This window comes from Halomonas sp. MMSF_3323 (assembly GCF_030733595.1).
GTDB classification, from domain to species: Bacteria; Pseudomonadota; Gammaproteobacteria; order Pseudomonadales; family Halomonadaceae; genus Halomonas; species Halomonas litopenaei.
The window spans coordinates 97,728-117,945 of record NZ_JASHIT010000004.1; the positions used below are offsets into that span (position 1 = coordinate 97,728).

General features: G+C 62.8%; 16 protein-coding genes and 1 pseudogene. 3 read left to right on the forward strand and 14 right to left on the reverse strand.

Translation table 11 applies throughout. The features are described 5' to 3' along the window. Positions 1 to 72: 72 nt before the first annotated feature. The 7 genes and pseudogenes from RBB39_RS22725 to RBB39_RS03025 all read right to left on the reverse strand — a co-directional run. Positions 73 to 279 (reverse strand): annotated as a pseudogene (locus RBB39_RS22725) (biotin/lipoyl-containing protein); the annotation flags it as partial. 21 nt (positions 280 to 300) lie between these two features. Then, a complete protein-coding gene (locus RBB39_RS03000; protein WP_045993737.1) occupies positions 301 to 1,278 on the reverse strand; it encodes an alpha-ketoacid dehydrogenase subunit beta in 978 nt (325 codons plus the stop codon). Between the two features lies 1 nt (position 1,279). Further along, positions 1,280 to 2,488, reverse strand: a complete 1,209-nt coding sequence (locus RBB39_RS03005; RefSeq protein ID WP_045993738.1) for a thiamine pyrophosphate-dependent dehydrogenase E1 component subunit alpha — start codon at positions 2,486 to 2,488, stop codon at positions 1,280 to 1,282. Positions 2,489 to 2,831: 343 nt separating this feature from the next. Further along, positions 2,832 to 3,566: an ABC transporter permease gene (locus RBB39_RS03010; protein ID WP_306168774.1), complete on the reverse strand. Its 735-nt coding sequence runs from the start codon at positions 3,564 to 3,566 to the stop codon at positions 2,832 to 2,834. Next, positions 3,559 to 4,503 carry an ABC transporter ATP-binding protein gene (locus RBB39_RS03015; RefSeq protein WP_253551499.1) on the reverse strand — a complete coding sequence of 315 codons (945 nt, stop codon included), beginning with the start codon at positions 4,501 to 4,503 and terminating at the stop codon, positions 3,559 to 3,561. Before RBB39_RS03015 ends, RBB39_RS03010 begins: the two co-directional genes overlap by 8 nt. Continuing rightward, entirely contained in the window at positions 4,500 to 5,654 is a 1,155-nt protein-coding gene (locus tag RBB39_RS03020) for an ABC transporter permease (RefSeq protein ID WP_342586445.1), read from the reverse strand. The genes RBB39_RS03015 and RBB39_RS03020 overlap by 4 nt, the downstream gene beginning before the upstream one ends. A gap of 21 nt (positions 5,655 to 5,675) precedes the next feature. Beyond that, entirely contained in the window at positions 5,676 to 6,578 is a 903-nt protein-coding gene (locus tag RBB39_RS03025) for an ABC transporter substrate-binding protein (RefSeq protein WP_045993742.1), read from the reverse strand. Between the two features lie 87 nt (positions 6,579 to 6,665). Here RBB39_RS03025 and RBB39_RS03030 point away from each other — a divergent pair, with 87 nt between their 5' ends. Further along, positions 6,666 to 7,805, forward strand: coding sequence for a DUF1853 family protein (locus RBB39_RS03030; protein WP_306168775.1), 1,140 nt, complete (start codon positions 6,666 to 6,668; stop codon positions 7,803 to 7,805). 2 nt (positions 7,806 to 7,807) lie between these two features. Here RBB39_RS03030 and cysS read toward each other — a convergent pair whose 3' ends face one another. Further along, on the reverse strand, positions 7,808 to 9,193 hold the full coding sequence (gene cysS / locus RBB39_RS03035) for a cysteine--tRNA ligase (protein ID WP_306168776.1): 1,386 nt from the start codon (positions 9,191 to 9,193) through the stop codon (positions 7,808 to 7,810). A gap of 1 nt (position 9,194) precedes the next feature. Further along, the gene (locus RBB39_RS03040; protein ID WP_108449400.1) at positions 9,195 to 10,874 is read right to left on the reverse strand and encodes a glutamine--tRNA ligase/YqeY domain fusion protein; all 1,680 of its coding nucleotides are present in this window, start codon (positions 10,872 to 10,874) and stop codon (positions 9,195 to 9,197) included. Positions 10,875 to 11,046: 172 nt separating this feature from the next. Between RBB39_RS03040 and RBB39_RS03045 the strand changes: the two genes are divergently transcribed. Together RBB39_RS03045 and RBB39_RS03050 are read left to right on the forward strand one after the other, a co-directional pair. Next, positions 11,047 to 11,547 carry a peptidylprolyl isomerase gene (locus RBB39_RS03045; RefSeq protein ID WP_045993746.1) on the forward strand — a complete coding sequence of 167 codons (501 nt, stop codon included), beginning with the start codon at positions 11,047 to 11,049 and terminating at the stop codon, positions 11,545 to 11,547. A gap of 58 nt (positions 11,548 to 11,605) precedes the next feature. Next, entirely contained in the window at positions 11,606 to 12,388 is a 783-nt protein-coding gene (locus RBB39_RS03050) for a UDP-2,3-diacylglucosamine diphosphatase (protein ID WP_371931854.1), read from the forward strand. 62 nt (positions 12,389 to 12,450) lie between these two features. Here RBB39_RS03050 and RBB39_RS03055 read toward each other — a convergent pair whose 3' ends face one another. The 5 genes from RBB39_RS03055 to clpX form a co-directional block, all read right to left on the reverse strand. Next, complete coding sequence (locus RBB39_RS03055; RefSeq protein ID WP_306168777.1) at positions 12,451 to 13,512, reverse strand: GTP-binding protein; 1,062 nt, start codon at positions 13,510 to 13,512, stop codon at positions 12,451 to 12,453. A gap of 326 nt (positions 13,513 to 13,838) precedes the next feature. Further along, positions 13,839 to 15,659 carry a SurA N-terminal domain-containing protein gene (locus RBB39_RS03060; protein WP_045993748.1) on the reverse strand — a complete coding sequence of 607 codons (1,821 nt, stop codon included), beginning with the start codon at positions 15,657 to 15,659 and terminating at the stop codon, positions 13,839 to 13,841. 193 nt (positions 15,660 to 15,852) lie between these two features. Next, complete coding sequence (gene hupB, locus RBB39_RS03065) at positions 15,853 to 16,125, reverse strand: nucleoid-associated protein HU-beta (protein WP_045993749.1); 273 nt, start codon at positions 16,123 to 16,125, stop codon at positions 15,853 to 15,855. A gap of 177 nt (positions 16,126 to 16,302) precedes the next feature. Next, on the reverse strand, positions 16,303 to 18,711 hold the full coding sequence (lon, locus tag RBB39_RS03070; RefSeq protein WP_045993750.1) for an endopeptidase La: 2,409 nt from the start codon (positions 18,709 to 18,711) through the stop codon (positions 16,303 to 16,305). Positions 18,712 to 18,874: 163 nt separating this feature from the next. Beyond that, on the reverse strand, positions 18,875 to 20,164 hold the full coding sequence (gene clpX, locus RBB39_RS03075; protein WP_045993751.1) for an ATP-dependent Clp protease ATP-binding subunit ClpX: 1,290 nt from the start codon (positions 20,162 to 20,164) through the stop codon (positions 18,875 to 18,877). Positions 20,165 to 20,218 lie beyond the last annotated feature (54 nt).

Genomic DNA, 20,218 nt, shown 5'->3' on the forward strand with positions numbered 1-20,218 from the left:
GCTTTCTGCCTGGGCCTCTCCGCCCTGCCCATCGCCGCCCTGATGCTCGCCACGATAGGCAAACAAGGGCGCATGGACTCGCGCCATTTCACCCTTGGCCACGTGCAGCCTGGTAACGACGCCGGCTTCCGGGGCGGTGATTTCCACCAGCGCCTTGTCCGTCATCACCTCGACCACAGGCTGGTCTTCGGCGATGGTATCACCCTCGGCAATCTTCCATTCCATCACCTCACACTCGACGATGCCCTCGCCGATGTCAGGCAGCTTGAACTCTGTCATGTCTTGGCTCCCGGCGCCGTCTCAGTAGTGGAGTGAGGTCTTGATGGCCTCGTAGATCTTCAGATGGTCGGGCAGATACTCCTTCTCCAGCGTCAGCGGAAAAGGTGTATCGATGCCGGTCACCCGTTGGATCGGCGACTCCAGGTATAGAAAGCAGCGCTCCTGAATGGCAGCGGCGATCTCTCCGGCGAAGCCCCCTGTGCGGGGCGCCTCGTGGGTGATGACCAGGCGGCCTGTCTTCAGTACCGACTCGGCGACGGTATCCTCGTCCCAGGGCAGGATGCTGCGCAGATCGATCACTTCGCAGGACACCCCGTCCTTTTCTGCCATCTCCACCGCCCGATCGATCACCTCCATCTGAGCCCCCCAGCCCAGCAGCGTGATATCGGCTCCTTCCTTGGTCACCTCGGCTTCTCCCAGCGGCAGCTGGTAATCCTCTTCCGGGACCTCGCCGGTGGAGGCGCGATAGAGGCGCTTCGGCTCGAAGAACAGCACGGGATCTGGGTCACGAATGGCGGCCAGCAACAGGCCCTTGGCCTCGTAGGGATTGCGCGGCACCACGATCTTGAGACCCGGGGTGTGGGCGAAATAGGCCTCGGGCGACTGGGAGTGATAGAGGCCACCGGAGATACCACCGCCGTAGGGCGCGCGGATGGTCAACCCGCCGACGTTGAACAGATCGCCGGAGCGGTAGCGAAACTTGGCGGTCTCGTTGACGATCTGGTCGAAGGCCGGAAAGATGTAGTCGGCGAACTGGATCTCCGCCACCGGCACCGATCCCTGGGCCGCCAGCCCATTGGCGAAGCCGATGATGCCCTGCTCCACCAATGGCGTGTTGAAGCAGCGCGCCTTGCCGTACTTTTCCTGAAGGTGACTGGTCGCACGGAAGACGCCACCGAAGCCCCCGACGTCCTCACCGAAGCACAGCACCTTGTCGTCTTCGGCCATGGCGATGTCCAGCGCCTGGTTGATGGCCTGCAGCATATTGATGGTCGGCATCTCAGTCCCCTCCCTGGTCGGCATCGCGATGGCTCAACGCCGGGTCCAGCGACCTGGCCCCACGCGGATAGGCCTCCGGGTAGCGACGAACATGCTGCTTGAGAGCATCGAGCTGATGCTGCAGCGCAGGCGTCACGTCGGCATAGACGTCGGTGACCATGGTATCGATCGCCGGAGGTGGGCGCTTTTCGGCCCGTTTCATGGTTTCCAGCACCTCGCGACGCAGTTCGTCCTGCAACGCCTTTTCCTCGTCTTCGCTCCACCAGCCCTGGGCCTCGAGCCACAGCTGCATGCGCCGGATCGGGTCCTTGGCCCGCCAGGCGTCCTCTTCCTTGCGCGAACGATAGCCCGAGGGGTCATCGGAAGAGCTGTGGGCCGCCAGACGGTAGGTCATGGCCTCGATCAGTACGGGCTTGTTCTCCTCCACCGCCAGACGTCGTGCCTTTTCGGTGGCCCGGTAGACCGCCAGCACGTCGTTGCCGTCGACGCGGATCACGTGCATGCGATATCCCAGCGCCCTGGGCGCCACGCCATCCGCGGCGAACTGCTCCACCGACGGCGTGGAAATGGCGTAGCCATTGTTGCGACAGAAGAAGATCACCGGCGCTTCGTGTACCGCCGCCATATTGAGCGCCGCGTGGAAATCGCCCTCGGAGGCAGCGCCCTCACCAAAATAGACGATGGTGCAGAGGCCCTCTCCCGCCAGCTTCTGGCCATAGGCATAGCCCGTGGCCTGGGGAATCTGAGTCGCCAGCGGTGATGAAATGGTCATGTAGTGCAGCTTGCGCGACCCATAGTGGATCGGCATCTGCCGGCCCTTGCCGTAGTCCAGTTCATTGCCGAACAACTGGTTCATGAACTCGTCGAAGCTGAAGCCGCGATAGGCCAAGGCGCCCTGCTCTCGGTACTGAGCCATGATCATGTCGGCGTCGTCCAGGGCGGCGGCGCTGCCGATGACCGCCGCTTCCTCGCCGGTGCACTGCATGTAGAAGCTCAGGCGTCCCTGACGCTGCGCCGCCATCATGCGCTCGTCCAGCACCCGGGTGGCCACCATGGCGTGGTAGATTCTCAGCGCCTTGTCGCGCTCGAGATCCGGCCCTTCGGCGCCGTCATGGAGGGTGCCGTCCTGGGATAGCACCGCATAGGTGGGAATGCTGTATTCGTCGCCGGACAGAAAGTCCGGGCGGTGGGTCTGTGCGGTCGTCGTCATCGTGCTGTTCCTTTGCCCCTTTTGAGGGCAGTGTTGTCTTTATTCCCGCCCCTTGCCAGGGGATTGCCCGTGGCGGGACCAACGCACTGGCTTGACGTTAACGTAAACTGAGACGCCTGCCTAGCCGCGACTTTGGTCGAAAATTCGTCTCGAATTGCCTCGATGGACCGCTTTGCGGCGAGCACCATGGGACGCCCGAACCGGGCCACCGTGACGGGGAGGCTGGCTGGTGAGAGACGCAGGCCACCACGAAGCCCCCCTCTCTGCACGGGGGCTTCGCGGATACGGAGATCAGGAAAGGGAAAGCGGACCAGGTCTCGGTGTTCGGACCCGGACGACGCCATCAGGCCCGGCGAGCAGGAGCCAGGCGCGCGAACACGCTGTCCACCGTCAGCGCCAGCAGTGCAATCAGCACTGCGCCCTGGACGATGTAGGCGGTGTTGCCATTGACGATACCGGAGATGATCGGGTCCCCAAGGTTGCTTGAACCAACGGTAGCACCCAGGGCGGCGGTGGCGATGTTGATCGTCACCGAGGTGCGAATACCGGCCAGGATCACCGGTGCCGCCAGCGGCAATTCCACCTGGCTCAGGATCTGGCCACTGGTCATGCCCATGCCACGGGCGGCCTCCCGCACCGAGGGATCGATACCCTCGATCCCGGCGAGAGTGTTACGCACGATGGGCAGCAGACCATAGAGCAGCAATGCCACCACGATGGGCAGGGTGCCGAAACCCAGCACCGGCACCGCCAGCGCCAGTACCGCCACCGGAGGAAACGTCTGTCCCAGCGATGCCACCTGGGCGACCAGCGGCAGAAAATCGCGTCCTCCCGGACGGGTGACGGCGATGGCGCCGCCCACCCCGATCAAGGTAGCCAGCACGGCGGCAACGCTGACCACCAGCAGATGGCGTCCCAACAACACCAGAAAGTCCACCCGCGAGAAGATCACGTCACGGCTATCGGGCTCGACCCAGCGAAACAGCGCTTCCAGCTGCCCCATCAACAGACAACCCGCCAGCAGCAACAGCCCCCAGATGACAGGAACCCGCCAGCGGCTGGCCCAGTGCTCAGTCATGGCCCCGGGCTCCCACCAGCCGACGAAAGCTCAGTTCGCCGATCGGAATATCATCGTCATCGACCACCGCCAGGCGCTCGACCCGGCGCCATAGCATCACCGACAGCGCCTCCCTGAGCGAGGCGCCCTGGTCGATCCGCTCGCGCGCCACGCCACCGGTGCCCAGAGGCATCATCCGCTCGCTGACCGGCAGTAGCGCTGCCTCCTTGAGGCCGCGATCCTCGCCCCCCAGCAACGAGGCGACGAAATCGTTGGCGGGGTCTCTCAGCACGCTCAATGGATGCCCCTGCTGCATGATCTGCCCTTCGTGCATCACCACCAGCCGGTCAGCCAGGGTCAGGGCCTCGTCCATGTCGTGGGTCACGAATACGATGGTCTTGCCCAGCCGCGCCTGAAGATCACGCAGCTCCAGTTGCAGGCTCTCGCGGGTGATCGGGTCCAGGGCGCCAAACGGCTCGTCCATCAGGAGGATATCCGGGTCCGCCGCCAGGGCGCGGGCGACCCCGACCCGCTGCGCCTGCCCCCCGGACAACTGGTCGGGGTACTTGCTGGCAAATTCGTCCATCGACAGCCCCAGCAAGGCCATCAGCTCCTCGACCCGTGCGTCGATCCTGGCCTTTGGCCACTTGAGCAGTCGCGGCACCAGGCCGATGTTGCGCGCCACGGTCCAGTGGGGGAACAGACCGGTGCTCTGGATGGCGTAACCGATCCGGCGCCTCAGGGTCTCTTCCCTGAAGCTGCGAATGGGCTGCTGGTCGATATGGATCTCGCCATCGCTGTGTTCGATCAGCCGGTTGATCATCCTCAGGGTAGTGGACTTGCCGCAGCCGGAGGTCCCCACCAGGCAGCAGAACTCCCCGCTCTCCACCTTCAGCGAAATGCTGTCCACCGCAGTGGTCGACCCGAAACGCTTGCTGATATTGATCAATTCGATCATGCGGCCTCTCCTCTCCCCAGTCGCCTCGACAGGTTGCCGAGTACCGCATCGGCGAGTATTGCCATCACCAGAATGGGCAAGGCCCCCAACAGCACCAGATCCATGGCGGCCTGACCCAGCCCTTGAAAGATGAAACGCCCGAGCCCACCGGCGCCGATCAGGGCCGCCACCGCGGTCAGGCCAATGGCCTGCACCGTGGTGATGCGCACCCCTTCCAGCAGTACCGGCACCGCCAGTGGCAGGCGCACCTGAAAGAAGATCTGCAACCGACTCATGCCCATGCCGCGCGCCGCCTCGATCACACCGGGGGAAACGCCCTCCAGGGCAACAAAGGTGTTTCTGACCATCGGCAACAGGCTGTAGGCCACCAGGGCCAGTAGCGCCGGCGCCCAACCGATGCCGCTGATGCCGAGCGAATCGACCCAGGGGTAGCGATTGGCAAGCCACGCCAGCGGTCCGAGCAACAAGCCGAACAAGGCCAGACTGGGGATCGTCTGCAGGAAATTGAGTACCGCGAAGGCGCCCCGTTGCACTTCGGGATAGCGCCGCATCAGCAGCGCGATGCCGGCGCCGAGGACCAGACTGACGCCGACGGTGGTAGTGACCAGCAGCAGGTGCTCGCCGATGGCCAGCCAGAAGTCATCGGCACGGCCCTGGTACTCCTGCCACAACGCCAGACGATTCAGCCCCAGCGGCAGGCAGACGGCGAGCAGCGCCAGCGGAGTCAGCATCAAGAGCCAGGACACCCCGGTCGACAGCCGCTGTCGAGTCCGCAGGTCCAAAAGCGCCAACATCAGCACAAACAGCGCACACCAGATGCCTGAACCGATCCCGAGCCGCGCCTGGGGCAGCTCAGGATCGATGAGCTGGTGCACCGCCAACACCAGCCACAGCGGCAGGCCTGCCAGCGCCAGCAGCACCAGCCCAAGCGAGCGCCAGCCGGGGTCAGCGCTACGCGCCGACAATGCCGCAAGGCCCATGGGCAGGCTGGCCAGCAGCGCCATGGCGGGCCCGGCCACCTCCCAGGCGTAGAGAGCCTCGCCGGGCACAATACGATTCGGTGCGACGCTGACCACAGGCAAGGCCCACCAGGCACCGAGCCCCACCAGCATCAGAGTCAGCAATACCGTATTGCCGCGCTCACCGTTCACTGCACTCAAGAGACCGATGGCTCAGTCCTCGAGAGTCGACAGGTAGTCGGCGGCCACCTTCGCCGGGTCCAGACCGTTCACCGCCACGTCACCGTTGAGACGCTGCAGGGTCTCCAGATCCAGCGACTGGAACACCGGCGCCAGAGCCTCTTCGATCTCGGGGTGAGCCTCGAGCACCTCCTTGCGCACGACGGGAGCCGGCTGATAGACCGGCTGAACACCCTTGGTGTCGGTCATCACGGTAAGGTCCAGCGCCTGCAGGCCACCATCGGTGCCGTAGGTCATCGCAGAATTCACGCCGCTGGTCTGCTGGGCCGCGGCGCGCATGGTCGCGGCGGTGTTGCCTCCGGAGAGTACCAGCAGGTCATCATCGTCCAGAGAAAAGCCGTAAGCCTCCTCGAACGCCGGCAAGGCAAAGGCGGACTCGACGAAATCGGTACTGGCCGCGAGCTTGTATTCGCCCCCCTGGTTGATGAAGTCAGCCATGTCCTCGAGGGTCTCGAGCCCGTTGTCACGGGCGACGTCTCCGCGCACGCTGATGGCGTAGGTATTATTGGCCGAGGCCGGCTCGAGCCATACCAGCCCCTGCTCGGCGTCCTTGCTCTTCACCGTTTCATAGGCCTTGTCCGCGTCATGCCACACCGGGCTGTCGGTCATGTCGTGGAAGAAGGCACCGTTGCCCGTGTATTCCGGATAGATATCGATCTCGCCGTTGATCAAGGCCTCGCGCACGATGCTGGTGCCGCCAAGCTGAAGCCGATCCTCGACCTCGAGCCCTGCCGCTTCCAGGCGCTGCAGGATCATCTGACCCAGCACGGAGCCCTCGGTATCGATCTTGGAGGACACCACCAGCGGGTCCTGTGCTTGAACCTGCCCCGCCAGGGCAGAGGCGACCATCACGGCTAACACCAGGGGACGTTTCATATATCTCACCCAATTCCTTGTGTGTGTATGCTGAGTATAAGGAGGCAAGGCCAAGCCTGCTGAACGTTTCACCAACGTGAGTCCATCATGACCTCATGCCAAGGCGCAACCACCGCCGTCCAGCTCGGCGCAGTACCCAACCATCCCATGGTGCGTGATCTGGCATGGCTGATGACGGCTCCCGACCTGATCGACACCGACTGGCCCGGGCGTCCGAGTCTGACCCAGCTCGGGCTGAGCGAGCCGGAGCACCGACACGCCTATCTGGCGGCCATCGACGCCGACCCGAGCGCACTGGAGGCGATGGTGGGACGCACCGCCACCACCCGGCTTGGACAATATCACGAGTTTCTTTGGCAATTTTTGCTCTCTACGGCACCGGCTACCGAGTTGCTGGCTCACAATGTGCCTATTCGAGAAGAAAAGCGGACCCTGGGCGAACTGGACCTGCTCTACCGCAACGCCGATGGGCGCCTTCAACACCTGGAAGTGGCGATCAAGTTCTTTCTCGGCCTCCCCTGCGGTCCGGGGGACTCGAGCGATACCTGTCGCTGGATAGGCCCCGGGGGGCTGGACAGCCTGGCGCTGAAGGTCAGCCATCTGTTGCATCATCAACTGCCCCTGCTGCAGAGCCAGCGCGCCCGAGAGCTTTTGCGTCTGGGCCTGAATGACGGCCCCGCCAACACGATCAAAGGGGCTCCCCTGGCGTCACTGCAACACGGAATCGAGGCCCACCTGGCGATGCCCGGGGTGTTGTTTCAACCCTGGCACTGTCCCATGGCGCTACCCCGCGGCGTGCCGGATTCGGCGCTACAGGGGCTCTGGTGTCACTGGCGCGACTGGTCGGCCCTGTGCCGACAATTCGAGAACATGCGCTTCGGTACCTGCCTGGCGAAACCCCATTGGCTGGCCCCGCCACAACCGCGACACTGGAGCAGCCGTGACGACCTGACACGGGCGCTGGCGGCACATTTCGCCACCTATGCGACACCGGTACAGGTGATGCTGACCGAGGCCCCCCTGCGCTTCGAGCGAGAGGCACTGGACCCGCCGCTGGATGGCTCATGGGTCCTTGGCCAGGATGCCGATGAGCCTGCCACCCCGGACATGAAAAATGCGCCGCCCGCGGCATGCGGACGGCGCATCTTCGTGGTCGGCGACGACTGGCCCCGACAGGTCCCCCTGCCGCCCCGTGCGGTGCACAAGCGACAGGCGACTACGGGCTGAGCTCAGCCCTTGTCGACCACCCAGGTGGTACCTTCGCGGGAGTCCTTGAGCACGATCCCCAGGGCGGCGAGCTCGTCGCGGATGCGGTCCGCTTCGGCGAACTGCCTGGCCTTCTTGGCCTCCGCCCGCGCCGCGATACGCGCATCGATCTCGTCTTCGGACAGCGCTACCGAACCACCCTTGAGAAAGGCGGCCGGCTCCTGGGTCAACAAGCCCAGGATACCGCCCAGACGCTTGAGCTCGAGCGCCAGGGCAGGAACGTCATCGCTGCCTTCCTTGCGCGCACGATTGAGCTCGCGTACCAGTTCGAACAGCACCGACAGGGCCTCCGGCGTGTTGAAGTCGTCGTCCATGGCGGCGCTGAAGCGGGCGGCGTAGTCGCCCGGCCCTACTTCGATTTCCGCCGGCAGCGCGACGCCATCAAGCGCGGTGTAGAAGCGCTCGAGTGACTTGCGTGCCTCGCCAAGCGCCTCCGGGGCGTAGTTGATGGCACTGCGATAGTGGCTTGCCACCAGCAGATACCGCACCACCTCTGGATCGTGGTGCTCCAGCACCTCGCGAATGGTGAAGAAGTTGCCCAGGGACTTCGACATCTTTTCGCTGTCGACCCGCACCGCTCCGGCGTGCATCCAGGTATTGACGTACCGCTCGCCTGTGGCCGCCTCGCTCTGGGCGATCTCGTTCTCGTGGTGCGGGAAGGTCAGGTCCGGACCTCCACCGTGGATGTCGAAGGTGTTGCCCAGGCAGCAGGTGGACATTGCCGAACATTCGATATGCCAACCCGGACGCCCCTCGCCCCAGGGAGAGGCCCAGCTGGCCTCCCCCGGCTTGGCGCCCTTCCACAGCACGAAGTCCAGCGGATCTTCCTTGTGCTCGTCGACCTCGACGCGGGCGCCGGAGCGCATATCGTCGAGGTTACGATTATTGAGCTTGCCGTAGCCTTCGAACTTGCGCACGCGATAGTAGACATCGCCGTTACCCGGCGCGTAGGCAAAGCCCTTGTCGATCAGCACCTCGATCATGGCGATGATCTCGGCGACGTGACCGGTGGCCCTGGGCTCCTGGTCCGGACGCTGGACAAACAGCCGACCTTCATCCTCGTGCATGGCGTCGATCATGCGCTCGGTCAGTTCACCGATGCTCTCGCCGTTCTCTTCGGCGCGACGCAGGATCTTGTCGTCGATATCGGTGATGTTGCGCACGTAGGTGACGTCATAGCCACGATGGCGCAGATAGCGGCTGATGACATCGAAGGCGACCATGACCCGGGCATGTCCCAGGTGGCAGAAGTCATACACCGTCATGCCACAGACGTACATGCGTACCTTGCCCGGCTCGATGGGCGTGAACTCTTCCTTGGTGCGGCTCAGCGTGTTGTAGATCTGCATGTCAGCCCTTCTTCTGCATCTTGGCCCAGGTGTCCTTGAGACCGACCGTGCGATTGAACACCAGGTGATCGGGGCGGCTGGCGTAGCGGTCGGCACAGAAGTAGCCGACACGCTCAAACTGGTAGCGATCCTCGCTACCGGCATCGGCCAGGCTCGGCTCGCCGACACCCTGGACGGTCACCAGCGACTCGGGGTTCAGGTGCTCGAGGAAATCGGCGTCCTTGTCCTTGTCCGGCTGCTCGACCAGGAACAGATTGTCGTAGAGCCGCACCTCGATCGGCACCCCGTGGCTGGCACTGACCCAGTGGATGACCCCTTTCACCTTGCGCCCTTCCGGGTTCTTGCCCAGGGTGTCGAAGTCCACACTGCAGCGCAGCTCCTGGATCTCGCCCGCCTCGTCCTTGATCACCTCGTCGCAACGGATCACGTAGCTGTTGCGCAGGCGAACTTCCTTGCCCGGGGCCAGACGGAAGAACTTCTTCGGCGGCTCTTCCATGAAATCGTCGCGGTCGATCCACAGCTCTCGGGTAAAGGGGATACGGCGCACCGGCATGTCGTCACGGGCCGGGTGTCCCGCCACCTCGTAGACCTCTTCGTGGTCGGCGTCGACATTGGTCAATACCACCTTGAGCGGCTTCAGCACGCACATGGCACGAGGTGCATTGTCCTCGAGGTCGGAGCGGATGGCATGGGTCAGCATGGCGATGTCCACCAGACCGCCGTCGGCCCGGGTCACACCGATCATCTCGCAGAACTTGCGAATCGACGCCGGTGTATAACCGCGCCGACGCATCCCGGAGATGGTAGGCATGCGCGGATCATCCCAGCCATCGACGATGCCGTTGTCGACCAGCAGCTTGAGCTTGCGCTTGGAGGTCAGGGTATAGTTCAGATTCAGGCGCGCAAACTCGATCTGCCGGGGCTTGGCCGGCACCGGCAGCTGCTCCAGAAACCATTCGTAGAGCGGCCTGTGGTCCTCGAACTCCAGGGTGCAGACCGAGTGGGTAATCCCTTCGATGGCGTCAGACTGCCCATGGGTGAAGTCGTAGGACGGATAGATCTTCCACTTGTCGCCGGTCTGGTGGTGGCTGGCATGCCGAATGCGATACAGGATCGGATCGCGCAGGTTGATGTTGGGCGAAGCCATGTCGATCTTCGCGCGCAGCACCTTTTCGCCTTCGGCAAATTCCCCCTGGCGCATGCGCTCGAGCAGATCGAGGTTCTCCTCTGCGCTGCGGTCGCGGTAGGGACTGGGGCGACCGGCTTCGGTCAGGGTACCGCGGTATTCTCGAATCTCGTCCGGAGACAGATCATCGACATAGGCCTTGCCTTCCTTCACCAGATGCTGCGCCCAGGCGTAGAGCTGGTCGAAGTAGTCGGAGGCGAAACGAATGTCGCCCGCCCACTGGAAGCCCAGCCAGTGCACGTCTTCCTTGATGGCGTCGATGTAGGCCTGCTCTTCCTTGGCGGGGTTGGTGTCATCGAAGCGAAGATGGCAGTCACCACCGAACTGCTCCGCGAGTCCGAAGTTGAGACAGATCGACTTGGCGTGCCCGATGTGCAAGAAGCCATTCGGCTCGGGGGGGAATCGCGTCACGATCTTCTGTGACCGTCCGGCCTCGATTTCCTCGCGAATCTGATTGCGAATGAAATTCGGCGCGTTGCTGGTCTCGGTGGTCATGTTGATGAATCAACCTCTGGTGAAGTAAGGGCTTTGAAGGGCACAGATCCGCCCCCGGCTTCGCGCTGCGAAGCAAAACGGCTATTATAGCGTCACGCCAGGGCCCGGCGCCAAGCCGGGCCGAGAACGAGAAAGGCGCCAAGAGGCGCTGTAAACGCTACAGGACCACTCCATGATCATTCTGCAGACCAATTTTGGCGACATCTCGATCGAACTCAACCATGAAGAGGCGCCAAAGACCGCGGCCAACTTCGAGCAGTACGTCCGCGATGGCTTCTACGATGGCACCCTTTTCCATCGCGTGATCGACGGCTTCATGGTCCAGGGCGGCGGCTTCGACAGCAACTTCGAGCAGAAGCCCACGCGTGACCCCATCGAGAACGAAGCGGACAACGGCCTCAAGAACGCCACCGGCACCCTGGCCATGGCGCGGACCCAGGACCCTCACTCCGCCACCGCCCAGTTCTTCATCAATGTGGCCGACAACGACTTCCTCAATCATACCGGCAAGAACATGCAGGGCTGGGGCTACTGTGTCTTCGGTCGTGTGGTCGACGGCATGGACGTGGTCAACCGGATCAAGGACGTGGCCACCACCCGACGCGGCATGCACGCCGACGTGCCTGCCGAGGACGTGATCATCCAGCGCGCCTACGTCAAGGACGACGCCTGATCCTCCTGCCTTTCCACCGAGCACGCCCGCACTGCGGGCGTGCTGCGTTCAGGAGACCATGAACACCATGACCACTCTGTTGATCGCTGACCTGCACCTGCATCCCGAGGCGCCGCAGATCACCCAGGGATTCTTCGACTACCTCGAGCGCAACACCGCCGAAGGCACCGATCTTTACCTGATCGGTGACATCTTCGACGCCTGGATCGGCGATGACCTGATGGACCTCGGCGCCGCGGATCCGTCTGGCCACGCGGCACTGGCCTGCCAGGTGGCCGAACGCCTCAAGGCTGCCAGCGACGCCGGCATGCGACTTTTCCTGATGCACGGCAACCGGGACTTCCTGCTGGGCGAAAGCTTCGCCCAGCGGGCCGGCGCCACCCTGCTCGACGAACCACAACGACTTGACCTTGGCGGTGAGCCTACCCTGGTGATGCACGGAGACAGCCTGTGCACCAGCGACGAAGCCTACATGGCGTTTCGCGCCAAGGCCCGTGACCCGCAGTGGCAGGCAGGAGTCCTTGCCATGCCGATCCCGGAACGTCTGGCCTTGGCCAGCCAGCTGCGTCAGCAGTCCGGCGAGGCCAACAGCACCAAGGCCGCTGACATCATGGACGTCACCCCCGAGGAAGTCGTCGACGTGATGCAGGCCCACGGGGTTCGCAGGCTGATTCACGGTCATACCCATCGTCCCGCCGTGCATGACCTGAGCCTTGCCGGCCCTCAGGGCGAGCCCGTGTCGGCGCAACGTATCGTGGTCGGCGACTGGGCCCGCGATCAGGGCTGGGAGGTGCGCATCGAAGACGGCGAGGCCCCATCACTCAATCGCTTTTCCTTCTGACGCAGCCTTTATCGACGCCCTGCCCGCCCCGGGCCATCGGGCATCGATGACACGCCGGACGCTCAGGCGTCCGGCCCCGCCTCACCTGACGGCCGACGTCGACACTGCTCGAGCGCCCGCTCCAGGCCATCGATGTCGAGTTCCATATCCTCAGGCCAGATCATCTCGAGCCGCGAATCCTTGCGCCAGGTCGCCTGAGCCTCGTTGCCGGGAACGGACGGAAGCGGGAAGGTACGCCAGCCCCGGCCGGTTCGCATGACCCCTTTCACCCGCACGCCAGATGGCAGTTGCTTCCACCACTGCTCCAGCGCTGCGAGATCGAAACACTCCTCGCGGTGCCAATGCCAGCTGGCGGAGCGATAACCCAGACCGTGTCCGTTCTGTCTTGCTGCGCGACCGGCGATGGGCGCCGGGGCCTCAGGCGTGCCTGGCGACGAGTCGATCGCCTCGGCATGCAGCGAAGGCCGACGCAGCAGCAGACTCTGAGCATCGCTACGGGCGTTCTGACGGCCTCGCGCCGGGGAGTCGAGCAGATGGCTGATCGGCAACCCTTTCGCGCCGCTTTCCACCATCCAGGATGGTGCCAAGCCACTCTCCTGGCGCCATCGCTCGACCCCTTGGCGATGCTCGTCCTCGAGCAGGTCCCGCATGGACAGCACCCATCCATCGGCCACTGCCAACTGATCGACAAAGGTGGAGTGGTTCGTGACTCTGGGATCTTCGAGACGGCGTGCATCGAGCACAGTGATGACCTGGCGGAGATCCAGCACCTGGGCAAGATCGCCGCCCCCCAGCACCTCCAGCAGGCCGGCCGGGTGACCGAGCCCGGAGGGCTCGATCAGCAATCGATCTGGCCGTTCGCGGCGCAGCAACTGTACCAGCACCGAGCGGAAGACCGTCGCCACCTGACAGCAGAGACACCCTCCTGGCACCCCCTGCACGGTGACGTCGTCACGCTCCCCGACTATCGCTTGGTCGATGCCCACCTGACCAAACTCATTGATCAGGATTGCCCACCGCTCACCAACGGGTTTGCGATCGATCCAATGGCGGATCAACTTGCTCTTGCCGCTGCCGAGAAAGCCGGTGATGACATGGGTTGGGATGCTGGCCAGTGGTTGCATGACGGTTCTTGGCTCCGGGCTAGAAGATTGGCAGCAGATGACGACCAAGCAAGATAACGGTATAAATACAAAAAGCCTATACGGAGGCCTTGTACGACGCTATACCCTGAACGCCGTATGCGTTCTCTCAGAACGCAAGATAACGGTATAAAAAGAACTATCGAACAGGCGCGCAACACCCGAAACATCGCTCCAACAATCGTTCCACCAGGACTTCACAGGCCGGCGCCAACGAAAAGGAGCGCCAGATGGCGCTCCTTTTCGACAGCAGGGGGGGACCGCGACGCGCGTGCGGCCCCTCTCTGCGCGCTGGCTAGACGAGTTGGCTAGTAACGCTCGATCTCGCCGGTATCGCGTAGATGGGTCAAGAGGCCATCCAGCACCGCCTGGGCGCGCAGCCGCTCGGCCATGCTGGCGACAAACTGCTCCATCTGCTGGTTACCCTCACCCTGGCCAATGCTCTCTAGGGCAATAAGACTGACATCGGCGCCATCGACCGCCCGGCCGTAAACCACCTGGCCCTCTTCAGGATGCGGCAGCTTGAACGCGGTGGTCAGCACTGCATCGGGTACGCTGGGCGCGTCCTGACGGCTGATGTTGTCAGCACGCTGCCAATCGATGTCCAGAGACTGGCCCCCCTGCAGCTGCGACACTCGCTCTTCAGCAAGCTCGATCAAGGCGTCGCGGGTCTTGGCTTGACGCACCGCCGCTTCGACCTGGTCCTTCACCTGCTCCAGCGGGAGCGTCGCCGCGTCGCGGTGATCGAGCACCCGCAGCACCAGACGCCGCGAGCCATCCAGCTCGATGACCTCGCTGTTGAACCCCTCTCCAAGCACCTCATCGCTGAAGGCCTGGTCCATCACGCCAGGTTCGGCCAGTACGCCTTCAGCGCCTTCACGACCGACCCAATCACTGGTCTGACGCTCGAGTCCAAGGTCGTCAGCCACACTCTGAAGATCGTCTGCAGCGAAGCTCTCGTCGATCAACTGCTGGGCCTTGTCATTGAAGGCGTCGCGCACCTGTGCCTGAGCAAGTTGATCACGCAGACGGTCACGCTCGGAGGCAAAGTCCGCACGATCGATCTCGGTCACCTTGATCAGGTGCAGTCCGTTGTCGGTCTCGACCGCCTCGGAGACCTGGCCCTCGTCGAGGGCAAAGGCGGCCTCTTCAAAGGCCTCGCCGAAGATACCCCGGGTGATCACCCCAAGATCGCCACCGTCGTCGCTGGTGGATGTGTCATCGGAGAACTCGGCCGCCAGATCGTCGAACGCGTCGCCATCGGCCAGTCGCGCCTTGATGGCTTCGATACGGGCCTCGGCCTCGTCTCTGCTGCGCTCGTCGCCGAAGGTCACCATGATGTGTGATATCTGACGATCGGCGTTCTCTGCCTGGGCTTCCCAGGCTTCGCGCAGGTCCTCCTCGCTCACCTCGATATCGGCGGCCATGGCCTCCTGATCGAGCACGATGTAACCGAGCTTGACCTGCTCCGGCCGCAGGAATTCCTGCTGATGCTCGTTGTAGTAGGCTGTCATTTCCGCCTGAGACACCTCGACAGGCGCCTCGAGGTCCGCCTCGGTCAGTCGGTGGTAGCGGAAACTACGCGTCTGGCGCTGCAACTCGGCAAGCCGCTCGCGTTCACCTGGCAAGGTGAAGTCGCTGGCGATCAGGCCTTGCTGGATGTGGCCGCGCATGACGTCACGACTAAGCTGCTCTCGGAAGGACAATGGAGTATAGCCGACACTTGATAGACGGCTGCGGAAGAGCTCCTGGTCAAACTGGCCATCGGCATTCTGAAACTCCGGGCGACTGACGATCAACTGGTCGAGTTGATTGTCCGAAACCGCTAGTCCGCCGTTCTTGGCGTAATCGATCATCAAGCGGTCACTGATCAAGCCTTCAAGCACTTCGCCGCGAAGCGCGCGCTCCTGGTCGGCTGGCACCTGGTTGGAGCGCATGGCGCGCTGGACATTCAGTTCGACCTGCTGGCGATTGATGGGCTCACCATTGACCGTGGCGACCTCATCGCCGGATTGTCCGAATAGACCAATCAACGACTCCACGCCAAACAGTGCCATGGTGACGATCACGGCACCAATGATGATCTTTGCGATCCAGCTCTGGGATCGGTCGCGAATACTCTGCAGCATGCATGCCTCTGCGAAAGGATGGGGATTCGTCGCGCACCAGTATACGCACCCGAGGGCCTGGCGCGACCTCCCCCAAACTCATGAAAAAGGCGCACCGCGATAGCGATGCGCCCTTGGCGAGTCCGGCGTAGGCGGTGGCCGCCAGACTCGTGTCAACGTGACGATGCTCGACGTGCCGCCGAGACCACGCGTCTTAGTTGACGGAATCCTTCAGAGCCTTGCCGGCCTTGAAGCTCGGCACCTTGGCGGCACTGATTTCGATCGGCTGACCGGTCTGCGGGTTGCGGCCGGTACGTGCAGCGCGCTCCTTGACGGAGAAGGTACCAAAGCCAACCAGTGAAACGCTGTCGCCCTGCTTCAGGCTCTCGGTCACGGATTCCACCATAGCATCCAGCGCGCGAGAAGCGGCGGCCTTCGGAATATCGGCAGACGCGGCAATGGCATCAATCAGCTCGGACTTGTTCACACTTCACCCCTTGACTATTACAGAAAAAAATTCGAAACGGCGATACTTCTTGCCGACAGGCTCGATCGCAGCATGGCGATAATTTATAGCAATGCTGCAAAAGACCTGTCAAGCAACCTTCCTTGCCAATCCGCATGAACTCGGCATTCTACACCCAAGATCATGGAAAAAACGTCACTAGTGTGTGCTGACCATTGAGTGTGTCGCAGACGACTCTGTCGACAGTGAATCGTCGGTTTTTTGATCCACCTTTTGTGACAGAGCGAGCTCGAGCACTTCATCAATCCAGCGAACCGGATGGATCGTCAGAGCATCCTTGATATTTTCAGGGACCTCCTTGAGATCGCGACGGTTCTCCTCGGGTATTAGCACCGTCTTTATACCACCGCGCCTGGCCGCCAGCAATTTCTCCTTGAGCCCACCGATCGGCATGACTTCGCCTCTCAGGTTGACTTCACCGGTCATCGCGACGTCGCAACGCACAGGACGGTTGCAGAATGCCGAGACCATGGCGGTCACCATGGCGATACCCGCGCTGGGGCCGTCCTTGGGGGTGGCTCCCTCCGGCACGTGGATATGCAGGTCTTCCTTCTCGAACCGCTCGGGATCGATCCCCAGGGCCTCGGCGCGGGCCCGTACCACCGTCTGGGCGGCACTCACCGACTCCTTCATGACGTCACCCAGTGAACCGGTCTTGTTGAGACGCCCCTTGCCAGGCGTCACCACCGACTCGATATTGAGCAACTCACCTCCCACCGAGGTCCAGGCGAGTCCGGTCACACGACCGACCTGGTCCTGCTGGTCGGCCAGACCGTAGCTGTAACGCCGCACGCCAGCGTAGGCTTCGATATCCTCGGCCGCCAGCGTCTGTGAGCCCAGGGCGCCTTCCTTGCCCTCCTTCTCGAGCCGCTCACGCAACACCTTGCGACTGACCTTGGCAATCTGCCGCTCGAGCTCGCGAACGCCGGCTTCGCGGGTGTAGTAGCGAATCAGCTCCAGCAGCGCATCCTCACCAAAGCTCAGCTCATCTTCCTTGAAGCCGTTGGCGGCCAGCTGCTTGGGCACCAGATAGCGCGTGGCGATGGCCAGCTTCTCATCCTCGGTGTACCCCGGAAGGCGTATCACCTCCATGCGGTCCAGCAGCGGCCCCGGAATATTCATCGAGTTGGCGGTACAGATGAACAGGGTTTCCGACAGATCGTAGTCCAGCTCCAGGTAGTGGTCACTGAAGGTGTTGTTCTGTTCGGGGTCCAGCACCTCAAGCAGCGCAGACGCAGGATCTCCACGATGATCCATGCCGACCTTGTCGACCTCGTCAAGCAGGAACAACGGGTTCTTCACCCCCGCCTTGGCCATGCGCTGGATCGGCTTTCCGGGCAGAGAGCCGATATAGGTCCGACGATGCCCACGGATTTCCGATTCATCACGCACGCCGCCGAGGGCCAGACGCACATACTTGCGATTGGTCGCCCGGGCGATGGACTTGCCCAGCGAGGTCTTGCCGACGCCGGGAGGCCCCACCAGACACAGCACCGGCCCCTTGAGCTTCTTGACCCGCTTGTGCACGGCCAGGTACTCGAGGATGCGCTCCTTGACCTCATCCAGTCCATAGTGGTCCTCGTCGAGCACCTTCTGGGCATTGATCAGATCGTGCTTGACCCGGGTACGTTTCTTCCACGGCACCGACACCAGCCAGTCGAGGTAAGAGCGCACCACCGTCGCCTCCGCCGAGGAAGGTGACATCATGCGCAACTTGCCGAGCTCCTGGTTGGCCTTGTCGGCGGCCTCCTTGGGCATCCCGGAGTCCTTGATGGCCTGCTCGTACTTGTCGGCCTCGTTTGGCGCGTTCTCGAGCTCGCCCATCTCCTTCTGGATGGCCTTCATCTGCTCGTTGAGGTAGTACTCGCGCTGGGACTTCTCCATCTGGTCCTTGACCCTGGAGCGAATGCGCTTCTCTACCTGCAGCAGGTCGATCTCGGCTTCGATCAGCGCCATCAGGTGCTCGATACGATCGCGGACCCGATCCATCTCGAGCAATTCCTGCTTGTCGCCGATCTTCAGCGACAGATGGGCGCAGATCGTATCCACCAGACGGCTGGGATCCTCGATCCCGGACAGCGAATTCAGTACCTCGTTAGGCACCTTCTTCGACATCTTGACGTACTGCTCGAACTGGTTGAGCAGCACCCGCACCAACGACTCCTGCTCACGCTCGCTCAGGGGCTCGCTGGAACGCAGTATCACCTGGGCCGTGGAGTAACCCTCTTCGGCTACCGAGATCTCACCGATATCGGCGCGCGACTCCCCCTCGATCAGTACCTTGACGGTACCGTCCGGGAGCTTCAGCAGCTGCATGATCTCGGCTACCGTGCCGATGGCGAACAGATCTTCGTCATCGGGATCATCCTTGCTCGCCTCACGCTGGGCGACCAGCAAGACCCGCTTGTCATCCGCCATGGCGGCTTCCAGCGCTTGGATCGACTTCTCTCTGCCGACAAACAAGGGGATGACCATCTGCGGGTATACCACCACGTCACGCAGTGGCAAAAGGGGCAGACTCATAGTCTGTTCGGCGTTCTGCTGCATCGCAGACGTTCCTCAAACTTAGCGGGTGAAACCTAAGGGGATGGGGGCAGCCCCGAGGCATTGCAAGGGGAAACGCCTAGCCGAATCGCCATCGAAGGCTCCGGCAGACAAAGGGGCCGCGTCTGCGGCCCCTTTTGACGGCGTCGCGGGAAGCGCTGACGGACTAGCCGTCGGTGCCGTCCACGCGAGTGTCTTCCTCAGCGTCGCTGGCCTGGCTGTAGATCAGCAGGGGGTCACTCTCCCCACCGATGACAGAGGCGTCGATAACCACCTTGCTGACGCCCTCGAGAGAGGGAATCTCGTACATGGTGTCGAGCAGTACCGACTCGAGAATCGAACGCAGGCCACGGGCGCCGGTCTTGCGCGCCATTGCCTTGTGGGCCACCGCGCGCAGGGCATCCTCGCGGAAGTCCAGCTCGACGCCTTCCATGTCGAACAAGCGAGCGTACTGCTTGACCAGCGAGTTCTTCGGCTCGGTCAGAATCTGAATCAGCGCGTCTTCGGTCAGCTCGGTCAAGGTTGCGATGACCGGCAGACGTCCGACGAACTCGGGAATCAGGCCGAACTTGACCAGATCCTCGGGTTCCACGTCCAGCAGCAGATCGCCGACACCCTTGGTCTCATCCTTGCTCTTGACCTCGGCATTGAAGCCAATGCCACCGGTCTCGGCACGATCCCGGATAACCTTGTCGAGGCCGGCGAAGGCACCGCCGACGATAAACAGGATATTGCCGGTATCGACCTGCAGAAATTCCTGCTGCGGATGCTTGCGACCACCTTGCGGAGGCACCGAGGCCGTGGTGCCCTCGATCAGCTTCAACAGCGCCTGCTGCACGCCCTCGCCGGAAACGTCCCGGGTGATCGACGGATTGTCCGACTTGCGCGAGATCTTGTCGATCTCGTCGATGTAGACAATGCCACGCTCGGCCTTGTCCACGTCGTAGTCGCACTTCTGCAGCAGCTTCTGGATGATGTTCTCGACATCCTCGCCGACGTAGCCCGCTTCGGTCAGCGTGGTGGCATCGGCGATGGTGAAGGGAACATTGAGCAACCGCGCCAGGGTCTCCGCCAGCAGAGTCTTGCCGCTACCGGTGGGCCCGATCAGCAGGATGTTCGACTTGCCGAGCTCGACCTCATCCTTGCCACTGTGACGCAGACGCTTGTAGTGGTTGTACACGGCCACCGACAGCACCGTCTTGGCGCGGTCCTGACCGATCACGTAGTCGTCGAGAGTGTGTCGAATTTCGCGCGGAACGGGCAGACGCTCCTCGTCGCTCTCGGCATCGGCATCGAGAACTTCTTCGCGAATGATGTCGTTGCAGAGATCGACACACTCATCGCAGATATAAACGGACGGACCGGCGATCAGCTTGCGTACTTCGTTCTGGTTCTTGCCACAGAACGAACAATACAGAAGCTTGCCGTTGTCGTCCTTGCCTTTGCCGTCGGCCATTCGCGTACCTCTCTGGCAGCGGTGGCCCCAGGGGCCACCGGTAATCACGTAGTC

What these genes read in the sequence shown, in the direction of transcription:
- clpX (WP_045993751.1), bottom strand. Translation starts at nt 20,164, where the DNA reads ATGGCCGACGGCAAAGGCAAGGACGACAACGGCAAGCTTCTGTATTGT.
- RBB39_RS03025 (WP_045993742.1), bottom strand. Translation starts at nt 6,578, where the DNA reads ATGAAACGTCCCCTGGTGTTAGCCGTGATGGTCGCCTCTGCCCTGGCG.
- RBB39_RS03045 (WP_045993746.1), top strand. Translation starts at nt 11,047, where the DNA reads ATGATCATTCTGCAGACCAATTTTGGCGACATCTCGATCGAACTCAAC.
- RBB39_RS03055 (WP_306168777.1), bottom strand. Translation starts at nt 13,512, where the DNA reads ATGCAACCACTGGCCAGCATCCCAACCCATGTCATCACCGGCTTTCTC.
- RBB39_RS03050 (WP_371931854.1), top strand. Translation starts at nt 11,606, where the DNA reads ATGAACACCATGACCACTCTGTTGATCGCTGACCTGCACCTGCATCCC.
- RBB39_RS03030 (WP_306168775.1), top strand. Translation starts at nt 6,666, where the DNA reads ATGACCTCATGCCAAGGCGCAACCACCGCCGTCCAGCTCGGCGCAGTA.
- RBB39_RS03005 (WP_045993738.1), bottom strand. Translation starts at nt 2,488, where the DNA reads ATGACGACGACCGCACAGACCCACCGCCCGGACTTTCTGTCCGGCGAC.
- RBB39_RS03010 (WP_306168774.1), bottom strand. Translation starts at nt 3,566, where the DNA reads ATGACTGAGCACTGGGCCAGCCGCTGGCGGGTTCCTGTCATCTGGGGG.
- RBB39_RS03060 (WP_045993748.1), bottom strand. Translation starts at nt 15,659, where the DNA reads ATGCTGCAGAGTATTCGCGACCGATCCCAGAGCTGGATCGCAAAGATC.
- lon (WP_045993750.1), bottom strand. Translation starts at nt 18,711, where the DNA reads ATGCAGCAGAACGCCGAACAGACTATGAGTCTGCCCCTTTTGCCACTG.
- RBB39_RS03040 (WP_108449400.1), bottom strand. Translation starts at nt 10,874, where the DNA reads ATGACCACCGAGACCAGCAACGCGCCGAATTTCATTCGCAATCAGATT.
- RBB39_RS03015 (WP_253551499.1), bottom strand. Translation starts at nt 4,503, where the DNA reads ATGATCGAATTGATCAATATCAGCAAGCGTTTCGGGTCGACCACTGCG.
- RBB39_RS03000 (WP_045993737.1), bottom strand. Translation starts at nt 1,278, where the DNA reads ATGCCGACCATCAATATGCTGCAGGCCATCAACCAGGCGCTGGACATC.
- cysS (WP_306168776.1), bottom strand. Translation starts at nt 9,193, where the DNA reads ATGCAGATCTACAACACGCTGAGCCGCACCAAGGAAGAGTTCACGCCC.